The sequence below is a fragment of the Hydrogenophaga sp. genome (genome assembly GCF_036675665.1).
Classification (GTDB): domain Bacteria; phylum Pseudomonadota; class Gammaproteobacteria; order Burkholderiales; family Burkholderiaceae_C; genus Hydrogenophaga.
The window spans coordinates 139,756-153,063 of record NZ_JAKFEO010000015.1; the positions used below are offsets into that span (position 1 = coordinate 139,756).

Consider the following 13,308-nt stretch of genomic DNA (forward strand, 5'->3'; position numbering starts at 1 on the left):
TTCCTTGGACTTTGGCTTACGCCTCCGCCTCCGCCGCCGACGGCCAGCCGGCCCGTGCGGCACTAAGAAGACTGGACTGGACGACCAAGCGATGAAACGGGGCAATGAGAGAAATGTAGAGACGACCCAGGCGATTGTTGCAATGGACGACGGTCGACAGAATCAAGTGATGTTTGGCTCCCGGCGACGACGGACCGGAACAAAGAACAGAAAGCCTGAAGTCCAGGTGCTTGTCGTCTTCTCCTAGAACAACTTCAGTGGGACTTGTGCTGTAGATCTTGAAGATGCCGAGTCGGCCCGTTCCGCTCTCCGCCTCCAGTGATGCGAGATGCTTGGCCGTCTTGAGGCCGAAGCCGGCCACGACCGCGTCTCGAACCGCCATGAGGCCGCTGATCCAGGGCGCTTGGTGAGCGAAGATGAACCTCGCCAACAGTTCGGGATTGGTCGACGTTCCGGCGGGAAGCTCGATCGAGTAAGCGTCGGCAAGATTCACCGATGCGTAGGCTTTGGCAATCGCCGATTCCGAAGGAAGCGACACAGATGTTGCGTGATGGTGTTCGGTTGACATGTACGCGGTCAATGGTTCGTTTCTGAGGGCTGACGTTTGAGAAGAGAGGCATGACCCGGTTTGCAAGGGCATGTCCTCTCGATGGAAGGGCTAGACGCTTTGTGCGACAAGGCGAACCATTCCGAGCATTCCAGCTTCGCGCCGGACATTGAAGCCGCATGACTGGAGCTTGGTGATCAGATGCCCGGGAGACAACCGAAGCTTTCGGTAGTGACTTACCTGAGTGTGCCAGCCGTCCGGTTGGCGCTGGTGAAGGATGTCATGGACAAGGACAGACTCTGGCTCGTATTGGAGAAAGCAAGTCAGGATTCGACTGTCATCGCTCCTTGCCGGGATGAAGCGTTGGTCTCCCACAAGAGGCACAGAGTAGTCTCGGAAAGAGACCACGAACGTGCCGCCAGGCGGCAGTTCAGTGGATGCCAGTTCAATGAGACTCTCTACAGCTTTGAGGCTAGGCAAGTGAGTAATCGTGTCTCCCATGCACAGGATTGCTGACGGAGTTTCAGAAATGTGCCTTTGAAACGCGAGCAAATCGTCATTCACTGTTTGGACAGGTAGGCCTCCACTGATTTCAGTGAGCGTGCGCAGTAGCTCTATCGACGTATCGATGGCAGTTACTCGCGCGCCTCTACGTGCGAGCGGTATGGAGTGCATGCCAAAGCCAGCGCCAAGATCGAGCACGACGGCTCCTTGATGGAGCGGCAAGTTCAACGCTTCGATCTCGGCGGTGCCAGCTTCAAGTGCTGCGGCGAAGCCACCCGCCATCCAAACGTAGATCGGGGCGAGGTGCTTTTCGTAGTGTTCTGTGACTGTGGTCATGAGACTGCTAACCGGACCTTGGCAACGGTCGCCCGCGCAACTTCAAGCGGCGCGTGCATAGACGGCGCCGGGTTTGCGCTGCCAAGGCCATTTTCCAAACTCATCGTGAACTCCATGTCTTTTGCAGCGCTGGCCGCTCCATCAGCCAGCTCGCCGCCACGCCAAGCACCAGCCCCCAGAACGGCGCCCCGATGTGCAGGATGCTGACGCCGGACAAGGTGACCAAAAAAGCCGCCAGCGCGCCGAAACTCAGCTCGCTGCCGAATGCAGTGGACATCCAGCCCTGTAGCACGCGGACGATGGCCAGGCCTCCGAGCACACCGATGAAGGCCGCTGGCAGCGCCAGGCCGAGGGCCACCGCCATCGGGGCGGCAAGACCGAACAGCAGCATCAGCAGGCCATAGAGCATCCCCGCCTTGTAGCGCTGGTCCATGCGTCCGCTCGCGCACATGATCGCGTTTGACGGGCCCGTGACGCACGCCGGCACGGCGCCCACGCATGCGGCCAGCAGGCTCCCGACACCGCAGGCCACGGTAAGCGCACTGACGGGCGGCTTGTACTTCGCGGCCGCGAGCACGGCAATGCCCTGCGGGTTGTGGATGCCGACCACGGTGACCACAAGCGGAAGCGCCAGTTCAAGCAACGCCTGCACCGAGAACACGGGGAACACGAGCTTGGGCTGGACCAGCGCGAAGGGGATGAGGCCTGTGGGTACGCCAGCCCCGCCAATGGCGACGGCAGCGATGCCAGCCAGGAGCGCCGCCAGCACGGGGGGCACGGCTCTGCCGAACGCCGGGACGGCGCCGGCCAAAAAGTAGGCCCCGACAACGGCCGATGCGATCCAGAAGCTGTCCTGAAACCCGGTGATGATTTTGAGACCGAAGGGCAGGAAGACCCCACTGACCATGCCCAGCACGATCGGCATCGGCAGACATACCATCAGCTTGCGAACCCAGCCTGTCATGCCGAGCAGCGTGATCATGAGACCGGCTGCCAGATAGGCGCCGGCGGCTTCCGGGAAGCTCAGGTGCTCCAGTGCCGGTGCAACCAGCAACGCCCCCGGAATGGTCCAAGCCATGCCGACCGGTTGCCGGTAGAGATAGCTCATTGCGATAGACAACAAGCCACCGACCGCATAGCTCCCAAAAATCCAGGAGGCGATGTCTTGCTGCGAAAGCTGGGCCTTGCTTGCCACGGCCAGCAGGATGGCAAGAGGCCCGGTGACGGCGAAAAGCCAGGCAATCACGGCATTCGCGACCAATTGCCCGTGGGATTCAACGTTTTTGTCTGAGTGCATGATGCGCCAAGTTTCGATGCGCGGACGCAGTTCTGGCAATTCATGGTTCTCGATTTTTGTTATCGCACTTTCTTATGATCATCGGACCGGGAGATAAAAAATGGAACGACGCATTGCCCTGGATCAGCTTGATTTCCGCTTGCTGAACGCTTTTGTTGCGGTCTTCCGGGAGCGGCATGTGGGCCGTGCCGCTGATGCGCTGGGCATGTCGCAGCCGACGGTGTCGACGCTGCTGGCGCGCCTGCGCCATGTCGCCGGCGATCCGCTTTTCATCCGCAGCGCGCAAGGCATGCAACCCACCGCATTGGCACGCGAATGGGCCGAGCCGGTGGCCGCCGCGCTGAGGGCTTTCGAAGCCGCACTCAACGCACCTTCCGGCTTCGACGCCGCCGCGTCGCGGCGGACCTTCGTGATCTACATGACGGATGTCGGACAGTCGGTCGTTCTCAACAAACTGGCGGCCCGTGTGGAGGCCATGGCACCGGGCGTTCGGCTGCGGATCGTGAGCAGTTGGGAAGGCGCGCTGGCCGACAGGCTGGACGACGGAAGCATCGACATCGCATTCGGCTGGATCCCCCAGCTCAAGGCCCGCAAGACCAGTGCCTTCCTGTTCAAGGACAGGTACGTGGGCGTGCAGGACGCAGCGCTGCCTATGGCGCGGCGCGCGCAAGTGTCCCCCCGCTATGCGGTGGCCTACGTTCCCAATTCAGCGCACCAGATCGTGAACGAGCGCTTCCATGTGCAAGGCATCCAGCCGGCAGTGACCGTACCCAATTTCTTCATGCTCCCGGCGGTGCTCATGGGCACGTCTCTCACAGGCGTCATCCCCGAGCGGCTCGCGACCATGCTGCTCAAGCAGCGCCACACCGCTCTGCGCATCGTCGAACTGCCATTCAAGCTGCCGGTGCTGGGCATCCGCATGCACTGGTCGGCTGGAACCTGGCGCGACGAAGGCATCGAATGGCTGCGCAGCCAGGTGCTGGCGTGCGTCACGGGCGTTCTTGCGGCGGACGGCCCCGTCGTCGGCAGGCGCCAGCTATAGCACCAGCTCGCGCACAGACGGAACTCTCAGCGCCAATGAAAGATGTGCGGAAAGTGGGTGAACCCGCAATGCCTTGGGATGTGCTCTCCCCGTCTGGCCCTTGGAAAGCGAGAGGCGGAGTCGCAGATCACAGCTTGACTTTGCACAATTCGAATTTTCGTCCGCCCTGGCCCTGGGCAACACCGTTTCGCCGTTCCTTTCGAGTTTGAAGCCTCAAGCTGGAAAGCCACTTTGCAGCAGCGGTAGCTGCCTCTCGTGCTTCGCCACATCTGGGGCCATGTGGGTTCGCAGCATGCAAGCGGCACACGCGATGGCTGGACCAATGCTGTTAGCCTCACATGGTCGGCAGGGCCTCTGCCATGCCAGCCCCGGCAATCGCGCCCCATTTTTTACAAGTGAATTCATCATGACCAGCCCGCTGTACACCGCCTCCATTCCCGTCCTGCAGCAGATGCTGCACGCCCTGTCGGATGTGCTCAAGAAAGCCGAAGACCACGCCACGCAAAAGAATATCGATCCCAATGCTCTGCTCCAGGCGCGGCTGTTTCCCGACATGTTGCCGCTGATACGTCAGGTGCAGATCGCCGCAGACTTCTCCAAGGGCATTTCCTCCCGCCTGGCTGGTGCCGAGGTGCCGTCCTGGCCGGACACCGAGGTCAGCTTCGCGGACCTGCAAGCTTTGATCACCAAGGCTTTGGCCCATATCGGCTCCTTCAAGCCGGATCAATTTGATGCTAGTGAGAGCCGCGAGATCGTATTGCGCCCCGGCACCCCCAAGGAAAAGAAGCTGATGGCCACCGCATACCTGCTGCACTACGGCCTGCCGCAGTTTTTCTTCCACGTGACCACCGCCTATGCCATCTTGCGCCACAGCGGCGTTGAGATCGGCAAACGCGACTACATGGGTGCTTATTGACACTGGACACCCGACCCGCTTCGGGCGTCCAACGTCGGTTTGTGGATAGCGGTAGTGCAACGGTTGCCGTCTGTGGCGACGGCCTGTGGAGCCTTCGGTCCTAGCCACTTTGCCGTCATCCAAGCCCCGGCAATTGTCCGGATCCAAGGTCAGCTCACGAAGGTGAGGAGGACCTTCCCGCTAAGCGCAAGCGATGGTCGCTTCCCTGTTCACTACCCGACGTACTGAACGAGCCACAGGGAAACAGACGGGAAAAGCAGCAACAGCGTGGTTCGGAACACGTCGCTGATCAGAAAGGGCATCACACCCTTGTAGCTCTCGCCGATGGGCACGTCCTTGGCCATGCCGTTGACGACATAGACGTTGAGCCCCACGGGCGGCGCCAACAGACCGAAGCCCACGGTCATCAGCACCATGATGCCGAACCAGATGGCCGTCATTTCCTGCGACATGCCGAAGTCCATGGCCATGATCATGGGGAAGAAGATCGGGATGGTCAGCAGGATCATGGAGAGTTCGTCCATCACCGCGCCCAGAACGACGTAGAACAGCAGGATCGCGGTCACCACCATCAGCGGCGACAGCCCCCAGCTGCTGACCACTTCGGCCAGCATCGCGGGCACCTGGGTGAGCGCCAGCGCCGAGTTCATGAGGTCGGCACCGATGAAGATCAGGAAGATCATGGCACTGGCCTGCGCTGTGGCGCAGAAGCACTGCTTGACCTTCGTCCAGGTGAGTTCCCGCTTGATCATGGCGGCGGAAAAGGTCGCCGCGGCACCGACCCCCGCGCCTTCGGTGGGTGTGAACAGACCCCCGTAGATTCCACCGAAGACGATCAGGAAAACCGCACCGATCGGTGCAACGCCAAGCACCATCCTGGCGGTCAGGCGGGAGCGATCGTCGTCGTGTTCTGGCGCCTGACCGGGCACGACCCGCACGTAGATGGCAATGGCGATGATGTAGCCCGTCATCGCGATGATGCCGGGGATCATGGCGGCTGCGAACAGCTTGGCGATGTTCTGCTCGGTCAGGATGGCGTAGATCACCAGCGGCACCGAGGGCGGAATCAGGATGCCCAGCGTGCCGCCCGCGGCCAGCGTGCCCGTGGACAGGCGTCCGGAATAGCCGTGGCGCTTCATTTCGGGCAGGGCCACCGAAGTGATGGTGGCTGCAGTTGCTATTGACGAGCCGCAGATCGCGCCGAATGCGGCGCTCGCCATCACAGCGGCCATGGCCAGGCCGCCCCGGAAGCGGCCCATCAAGGTCGCCGCCAGCTCGAACAAGGATTTGGAAATGCCACCCTGAGTGGCGAAGTTGCCCATCAGGATGAACAAGGGGATCACCGAGAGGTCGTAGCTCGCAAACCGGGCGAACGCCATGCCGTTGAGGTTGTTGGAGAACGGTAGCCAGCCGACCTGACCGAGGTAACCAGAAGCGCCTGCAGCAAACATCGAAATGGCGATGGGGACCCGCAATGCCATCAGCCCCAGCATGACGCCAAAGATGGCGCCGGCCATGGACAGGGAAGTCATGGGCTTGGCTCCGGGAAGTTGCCGATGAAGGCTTGGTACAGGGCAATGAGACCGGTGAGGCACAAGGGCGGCACCATGGCCGCATAGACGATCCACTCGGGCAAGCCGAGCATCATGGTGGTGGTCTGAGAATCGTATGAGCTCAAGCCACCCACCGCCGTGCGCCAGGCAAGCAGAATCATCACGGCCGCAAGCACCACGGCACCAAAGCGGTCGAGCAACGCGTTGATACCGACAGGCAGCTTGGCAGTGAAGAAGTCAACAACAATGTTGCCTCGGCGCAGCTGGCACCAAGGCAAGAACAGCGCGACTGCGGCACCGGCGGTGGCAGCTGTGAGTTCATAGTCACCGACCAGCGTCATGCCGACGGTGTTTCGTCCGAGCAGACTGGCGCAGGTCACGAGCGTGATGGCCGTCATCAGCAAACCCGCCAGGATGGCGCACAGGCGCGCCAGACTCTCCAAAGTGTTCATGCAGTCTCCAGTGAGCCTTGGCCCGGCTTGTTTGCAACTTCAACGCACGCCTGGACTGCACCGGCCTCATCGGACGAGGTGATCATTCAAGCAGCGGGACGACCAGGGCGAGCAATCCCGTAACGCCTCCGAAAAAGTACAGCAGGCCACCGTCACGGGGGTTGTCGTGAGCGCGTTCGCGCCAGCCGAGCCAAAAGAGCAGGGTCGCAAACAGGCCCAAGGTCAACGCGTAGTGGAGTGAAGTCATTGGGCCGTTCCCGAGGAGTTGTTCTGCACGAGCTCGGCTTGTCCGTGCACCAGCAGGTCGATGACGGCCAGCACGGCAGGGTCAGCCGTATGGAAGGTGTGGTTTCCGATCCCCTGCGTGCGCACGACCAGGCGAGGTGCCACCCAGCGGTCGAGCAACTTGAACCGCAGAAGCTTGACTTGAGAGATATCGCTCAGACGGATGGTGGTTCGCCACAACCAACCCTGCGACAAGGTCTCCGCAGAGATGGCCGTGGTGGCAAACACGATGTTGAGAAAGTGCCAGGCCACGACGGCGGCGGCCAGACCTGCGAGCCACAGCAGATCGGGCGGCAGGGGCATGGCCAACAGCTGTGTTCGGGCGCCCCAGGCCGTGGCCAGCAGAGCAAGCACGGCCACAGTTGCCAACAGCTTGATGGCAACAGGAAACGACGGTCCCTCGACGGGCGGGAAGCAGTAGGACTGCGTCATTTCGCTGGCTCCGGCTCTGTAACAGGAGCAATGCCTTTGAGCACCTCTTCGGTGGCGGCCGCCTCGTCGGCATCGAACTCGTCGGGCACGGCGGGCATCTCCACCTTGTCCAGGTCGAAGACCACCTCTTTGTCGAGAAAGACCGTGACGGTCTGCGGCACAAAGATGACCACCACCACCAGCACCAGTTGCAGGATCACGAACGGAATGGCGCCCAGGTAGATGTCGCGCGACTCCACTCTTCGCGGAAGCACGCCACCTTTGAACAACGAGTCGGAAATGCCGCGCAGGTAGAACAGCGCGAATCCGAAGGGCGGATGCATGAAGCTGGTCTGCATGTTCACGCACAGCAGCACGCCGAACCAGATCAGGTCGATGCCCATCTTCTCGGCGACAGGTCCGAGCAGCGGCAGGATGATGAAGGCGATTTCGAAAAAGTCGAGGAAGAAGGCGAGGAAGAAGATGAAGACGTTGACGACGATGAGAAAGCCGGTCTGTCCACCGGGCAGATTGCTCAACAAGTGTTCAATCCAGATGCCTCCGTCCACACCCTGAAACACCAGCGAGAACACGCGAGAACCGATCAGGATGAAGACGACCATAGCGGTGATGCGCATGGTGCCCGTCATGGCTTCTCGTACCAGTGTCCAGTTGAGTCGTCGGTGCAGGGCTGCCAGCGCGAAGGCACCGGCCGCACCCATGGCGCCCGCCTCGGTCGGGGTGCAGATGGCGTTGGAGATACCGGGCAGGCCGCCCATGCTGCCCAGCACCGCGAAGATCAACACAGCGGAGGGAATGATGCCGCGCAGGCACTGCTTCCACAGCGCCCAGCCGCTGGCGGTTCGCGCCTCCAGGGGAATGCCGGGCAGCGCATGGGGCCTCAGGCGAGTCAGCACGAAGGTGTACGTCAGGAAGATCAACACCTGCAGGATCGACGGCCCCCAGGCACCCTTGTACATGTCTCCGACCGAACGGCCCAGCTGATCAGCCATGACCACGAGCACCAGCGAAGGCGGCACCAGTTGCGTGATGGTGCCCGAGGCGGCAAGCACGCCTGTGGCATACCGCATGTCGTAGCCGTGGCGCATCATGATGGGCAATGCGATCATGGCCATGGCAATCACCTGGCCTGCCACCGTTCCAGTGATCGCACCCAGGATGAAGCCGACCACGATGACCGAATAACCCAGGCCGCCGCGCCTGGGGCCAAACAGCTGGCTCATCGATTCCAGCAGATCTTCGGCCAGCCCACACTTCTCCAGGATGGCGCCCATGAGTGTGAAGAAAGGAATGGCCAGCAGCAGGTCGTTGGACAGGATGCCGAACAGGTTGAGCGGCAGGTTGCCCATGAAGGAGGCCGGGAACCAACCCATCTGGATCGCGTAGAAGCCGCTGGCCAGTCCCAGCGCGCCCAACGAGAAGGCCACGGGGAAGCCGATGAGCATCACGACTATCAGCCCCGCGAACATCAGCGGAGCAAAGGTTTGCATGCTCATTGCAGCGGTCTCTCGTAGTGGGTGTCCATGTCGTGCACATGCATCAACCAGCCCACGCGCTTGATGACTTCAGACACACCCTGCAGGGCCACCAGGCACATGCCCAGCGGAATGCACAGCATCGCCGGCCAGCGGATCAAGCCACCCGCGTTGCTCGACATTTCCTGGCTGGCAAACATGCGCATGAGCACCGGCAGTGAAGACCATGCGATGTACAGCGTCATCGGCAACAGGAACAGCACCAGGCCGCCAAGGTCAACCATCACCTTGGCGCGCGTGGGGTACATGCCGTAGAAGATGTCCACACGCACGTGTTCGTTGACGCGCAGGACCTGTGCCGCGCCGAACATGACGCACACCGCGAACAGGTACCACTGAATTTCGAGGAAGGCGTTGGAGCTGATGTCCAGCGAGTAGCGCACCACCGCATTGGTGGTACTGATGGCGCACGCAGCCAGGATGGCCCACTTGGCAACGGAGGCGAACCGATCCGTGACAGCGTCGATCAGCCGGGCCAATGCCAGCAAGGCTTTCATGCAAAGGTCTCCTGGGAACGGGGGGCGATGTAGCGACGGTCCAGCGGGATGCATGTGGGCACCCCGCACGGCGCCACGCAGCGTACGGCCAGGCCCGTAAACGCCGCGTATAAAAGCGCTGGTGCGGCTCAGGCCACGATGCTGGTGGCGAGCAGTCGGTAGCCCACACCTATCTCGGTGAGCAAGAAGCACGGCGCGGTGGGATCCACCTCCAGCTTCTGGCGCAGCTGGCGCACATAGATGCGCAGGTAGTGGCCTTGCTCACCATGACCCGGGCCCCAGACCTCGCGCAGCAGTTGACGCCCGGACACCACGCGGCCGGCGTGGCGTGCCAGCACCTCCAGCAAGCGCCACTGCGTGGCGGTCAACTTGACCGGTTGCCCCGCACGGCTCACGCTTCTCGCCAGCAGATCGATGGACACGTCACCCAGGGCCAGGGTCTGCCCCGCAGCGGGCGAGGTACCCGCATGGCGCAGGGCCACGCGAATGCGTGCGTGGAGTTCGGCCACGCCAAAAGGTTTGCTCACAAAGTCGTCTGCCCCAGCATCCAGCGCGTCCACCTTCTGGCTTTCCTGTGTGCGCGCTGACAACACCAGGATCGGCCGCTGCGTCCAACCCCGAATCTGACGGATGAGCGCCACACCGTCTCCGTCGGGCAGTCCGAGGTCGATGAGGAACAGGTCGATGCGGCGGTTGCCCGCCAACGTGGCGCCCTCGCGCGCGCTCGCCGCCTCGAACACGGCATAGCCCTCGGCCACCAGGGTGGTGCGCAGCAGGTCACGGATGGCGGGTTCATCGTCAACGACGAGTACTTGCAATGGCGAGGTTTGACTCATTCGGAGAGGTCCAAGGGTCTGGGCTCGTTGGCCGGCCAGGGAATGCGCAATTCAAACACCGCTCCCCCGTCACTGCGGGCGCTGACTTGACCACCGTGCAGCCGCGCGACGACCTCACAGATGGCCAGCCCCAGCCCGGTGCCCGACGTGGAGCCGGCGGAAGCGTCACGGTGAAACTTGCGGAACACCTCGACCTCCTGCCCCGGAAGCAGGCCGAGCCCCTGATCGCGCACCGACAAAGCCCAGTCGTCGGGCCCCAGCCGCACCTCCACCCCGATGCGGCCCTGCGGCGGTGAATGCTGGACCGCATTGATCAGCAAATTGCTCATGGCCTGCGTGATCAGTCGCGGGTCGCACCAGACGATGTCATCTTCGTTGGCGAGAACGTCGACTCTGCCTGCTTCACTGCCGCCGTGCACCAAGGCCAGCGCATCGCGCACCAACTCACCCACCGGACACCATTCGCATTCCGGCCTGACCGCGCCGTCCTGCAAACGAGCGAGATCGAGCAGGTCGCTTGTCAGGGACTGCAGGCGCTGCGCCTGATCGAGCAGATTGCGCAAGAGCGCCTCGTGCTGCTCGGGTGTAATCTGCCTCCCCTGCGTGAGCACGGTGGTGGCCGCGCCGATGATGGTGGTCAGAGGTGTCCGGAAGTCGTGCGAGATGCCCGCCAGCAAGGTGTTGCGCACCCGCTCTGTTTCCGCCTGGATCGCCGCCTGCTGGCTTCGCAAGTCGGCGTTGCAGCGGTCAAGAGCGATGGCGGCCTGGTTGCTAAGCGCCTGCAGGAAGTGAAGGTCTTCGGCTGTCTGTCGCTCGGCCGGAAGTTGCTCGACATGAAGCACGCCCAAGGGGCCATGGGTTGCATCCAGACCGAAGCGGTAGGTGCCGTCGGGCGCGGGCAGGACGGGATGCAACGGTGCTTCGGGCGCCATCACCGCGCCGAGCGTCAGCCGCCCCTTGGCGCCCACACCACGCTCCACCGCATGCAGCAGCGTGCGCTCGATTTCATCGGGTGTGCGCGCTGTCGACAGACTTTGCGCCATCAGGCTGAGCGACTGGGCGCGATCGGCCAGCGCCAGGGCAGTTGCTGCAGCCGCGCGCGCACGCGTTGCCAGTCGACTGACTGCGAGCCCCACGCACAACGCAATCGCAAAGGTGAAGAAGTACTCTGGATCCGCCGGTTTGAGCGACCAGCGAGGTTCCACGAAAATCCAGTCGAAGATCAGAATGGCGCACAGAACCGTGAGCACCGAGGCGACGAGGTCGCGTTGGAGCGCCACGTACAGCACGCCAACCAGGTAGATCAGAATCAGGTTGATGGGATGGAGGTGGTCCGCGATCAGGGCACCCAAGGCCGTGCAAACCAGCAATATGGCAAGCGGCAAGCTCCAATACCGCCATGACCGAATCGTCGGAGGACGCGAGGTCCATCCTGCACCTTGGCCCGAGCTGCGGATTTGCCGAGGCTGTGCCACCAGAACATGCACCTGAGCACTGGGAAGGCTGGCGCCCAGCAGTGCCGTGAAATCGCTCAGGCGCTCGCCGGAGCCTGGCCAGTAGACAGTGCCAGTGGCCTGGTCACCCAGCAGCACGTCGCTGACCATAGCGCCCTGAGCTTGCTGCACTATTTGCGCCATCAGATGGCCGCTGGCGTTCAAGTTGAGGTTGGAGTGCACGATCTGCGCGCCTTCGACATGCGCCAGTTGAAGGGCTTGCTCGAGATCCCGCTTCACTGCCTGACTCGCGTAGCGTGCGGAGACCGTGTCCAGATGCAGCACCCGCCAGGAGCCCGCTCTGGCCTGCTGGAGCTGGCAGGCGTGCCGCACCAGTTGAAGTGCCTGCCCGTCTGCCATCACGCACACCAGCAACATGCCTTGCTTCATGCCCTTGTTACCGAACATGAAGCTGTTTCGGCCCATTGACCTTGGCGCAAATGTTGGATCAGGGCCGGGCTCATATCGAGGTCGCGAGTGCAGTGCGTCGCATGTGAGTAAGGCAATAGCGTACCAGCAGAGACTCCACCTCCAGGGCCTGTGGACTCGGCACCTGCGGGAGCGCACCCCATCAAAGCGTTCACAAATGACCCGTCTCGCGGTATCGCATTCGCCTCACTTGAATGGCGGGCGAGCATTGGTACAGACCGACGACCACCCTGTCTCGAGGGTACAGCGGTCACCCGGAGCGCCGACGGTCCAATTTTCCTTCCTCAAATGCTTCATCTTGAGGACGTCGGCCGGAAATGACTCAGTCCAGTGAAGCAGCTTTCGGGGGTTTGAAGTGCGGCTTGGCAGCGGGTGCTGCCTGTGGTGGGTGCGTCGTGACCTCCCGGTTGTTGTGCTGCAGCAGACATTCGAAAAGCAGCTTTCCTCGGTGACTCACGGCTGTTCGCAGGCGCACAGCTGACGCAGCGAACTCTCTTTTCTCGGCCATTTCAACGCACCTGTTGCACTGTTGATTGCCTTTTGATATGATGGACGTCATGCGAAAAACGCCAACCAACATCCGCTCCGCCGCCAAAGAGGCTTCGCACGAACGCATCGTGCAGGCCGCCGCCCGCGCCATCCGGCGCAGCGGTTACGACGGCACCGGCGTGGCCGACATCATGAAAGAGGCGGGTTTGACGCACGGTGCGTTCTATGCCCATTTCGAGTCCCGCGAAGCCATGCTGGCCGAGGCTGCGGACCGTGCGGGTGCCGAGGCCAACGCCGTGGCGGCACGTGTCATTGCCGCCGTACCGCCCGAGCAGTCTCTGCAGGCGATGGTGCAGGTCTATCTTTCCAAAGAGCACCTGGCGAGCATCGAGACAGGCTGCCCTGTTTCAGCCCTGGGCTCTGAAATGCCCCGCCAGTCGCCGCAAGTTCGCCGGGCGGCGACACGCCGCATCAAGGAGATGATCGATCTGGTTGCCCGTCAGTCGCCGGATTGGGGGCAGCCCGGCGCCCATGAGCGTGCGCTGGTGACTGTGGCAACCCTGGTGGGCACTTTGACGCTGGCCCGTGCCGTCGATGATCCTGCGTTGTCGGAATCGCTGTGCAGCGCTGCCATGAAGAACCTGTCCCCTTCCGGGGCGTGACCC

At 62.4% G+C, this 13,308-nt stretch carries 14 protein-coding genes; 3 read left to right on the forward strand and 11 right to left on the reverse strand.

Translation table 11 applies throughout. The features are described 5' to 3' along the window. Positions 1–16: 16 nt before the first annotated feature. The 3 genes from V6M63_RS08700 to V6M63_RS08710 form a co-directional block, all read right to left on the reverse strand. On the reverse strand, positions 17–568 hold the full coding sequence (locus tag V6M63_RS08700) for a DUF2867 domain-containing protein (protein ID WP_332741183.1): 552 nt from the start codon (positions 566–568) through the stop codon (positions 17–19). Positions 569–658: 90 nt separating this feature from the next. Beyond that, positions 659–1,387 carry a class I SAM-dependent methyltransferase gene (locus V6M63_RS08705; protein ID WP_332741184.1) on the reverse strand — a complete coding sequence of 243 codons (729 nt, stop codon included), beginning with the start codon at positions 1,385–1,387 and terminating at the stop codon, positions 659–661. Positions 1,388–1,487: 100 nt separating this feature from the next. Beyond that, a complete protein-coding gene (locus V6M63_RS08710) occupies positions 1,488–2,684 on the reverse strand; it encodes a benzoate/H(+) symporter BenE family transporter (protein WP_332741185.1) in 1,197 nt (398 codons plus the stop codon). A gap of 100 nt (positions 2,685–2,784) precedes the next feature. Between V6M63_RS08710 and V6M63_RS08715 the strand changes: the two genes are divergently transcribed. Together V6M63_RS08715 and V6M63_RS08720 are read left to right on the forward strand one after the other, a co-directional pair. Beyond that, on the forward strand, positions 2,785–3,726 hold the full coding sequence (locus tag V6M63_RS08715; RefSeq protein WP_332741186.1) for a LysR family transcriptional regulator: 942 nt from the start codon (positions 2,785–2,787) through the stop codon (positions 3,724–3,726). Between the two features lie 406 nt (positions 3,727–4,132). After that, a complete protein-coding gene (locus V6M63_RS08720) occupies positions 4,133–4,642 on the forward strand; it encodes a DUF1993 domain-containing protein (RefSeq protein WP_332741187.1) in 510 nt (169 codons plus the stop codon). Positions 4,643–4,854: 212 nt separating this feature from the next. On the opposite strand, the gene V6M63_RS08725 is transcribed toward V6M63_RS08720, so the two are convergent. The 8 genes from V6M63_RS08725 to V6M63_RS08760 form a co-directional block, all read right to left on the reverse strand. Continuing rightward, entirely contained in the window at positions 4,855–6,174 is a 1,320-nt protein-coding gene (locus V6M63_RS08725) for a TRAP transporter large permease (RefSeq protein ID WP_332741188.1), read from the reverse strand. After that, complete coding sequence (locus V6M63_RS08730) at positions 6,171–6,647, reverse strand: TRAP transporter small permease (RefSeq protein ID WP_332741189.1); 477 nt, start codon at positions 6,645–6,647, stop codon at positions 6,171–6,173. Before V6M63_RS08730 ends, V6M63_RS08725 begins: the two co-directional genes overlap by 4 nt. An 82-nt stretch (positions 6,648–6,729) precedes the next feature. Beyond that, on the reverse strand, positions 6,730–6,894 hold the full coding sequence (locus V6M63_RS08735; protein ID WP_332741190.1) for a hypothetical protein: 165 nt from the start codon (positions 6,892–6,894) through the stop codon (positions 6,730–6,732). Further along, a complete protein-coding gene (locus V6M63_RS08740; protein ID WP_332741191.1) occupies positions 6,891–7,364 on the reverse strand; it encodes a hypothetical protein in 474 nt (157 codons plus the stop codon). Before V6M63_RS08740 ends, V6M63_RS08735 begins: the two co-directional genes overlap by 4 nt. Continuing rightward, entirely contained in the window at positions 7,361–8,860 is a 1,500-nt protein-coding gene (locus V6M63_RS08745) for a TRAP transporter large permease (protein ID WP_332741192.1), read from the reverse strand. Before V6M63_RS08745 ends, V6M63_RS08740 begins: the two co-directional genes overlap by 4 nt. After that, positions 8,857–9,396, reverse strand: a complete 540-nt coding sequence (locus tag V6M63_RS08750) for a TRAP transporter small permease subunit (protein WP_332741193.1) — start codon at positions 9,394–9,396, stop codon at positions 8,857–8,859. Before V6M63_RS08750 ends, V6M63_RS08745 begins: the two co-directional genes overlap by 4 nt. 128 nt (positions 9,397–9,524) lie before the next feature. After that, entirely contained in the window at positions 9,525–10,232 is a 708-nt protein-coding gene (locus tag V6M63_RS08755; RefSeq protein WP_332741194.1) for a response regulator, read from the reverse strand. After that, positions 10,229–12,151: an ATP-binding protein gene (locus tag V6M63_RS08760; protein ID WP_332741195.1), complete on the reverse strand. Its 1,923-nt coding sequence runs from the start codon at positions 12,149–12,151 to the stop codon at positions 10,229–10,231. Before V6M63_RS08760 ends, V6M63_RS08755 begins: the two co-directional genes overlap by 4 nt. Positions 12,152–12,699: 548 nt before the next feature. On the opposite strand from V6M63_RS08760, the gene V6M63_RS08765 reads away from it, so the two are divergent. Next, the gene (locus V6M63_RS08765; RefSeq protein ID WP_332741196.1) at positions 12,700–13,305 is read left to right on the forward strand and encodes a TetR/AcrR family transcriptional regulator; all 606 of its coding nucleotides are present in this window, start codon (positions 12,700–12,702) and stop codon (positions 13,303–13,305) included. Positions 13,306–13,308: the final 3 nt, after the last annotated feature.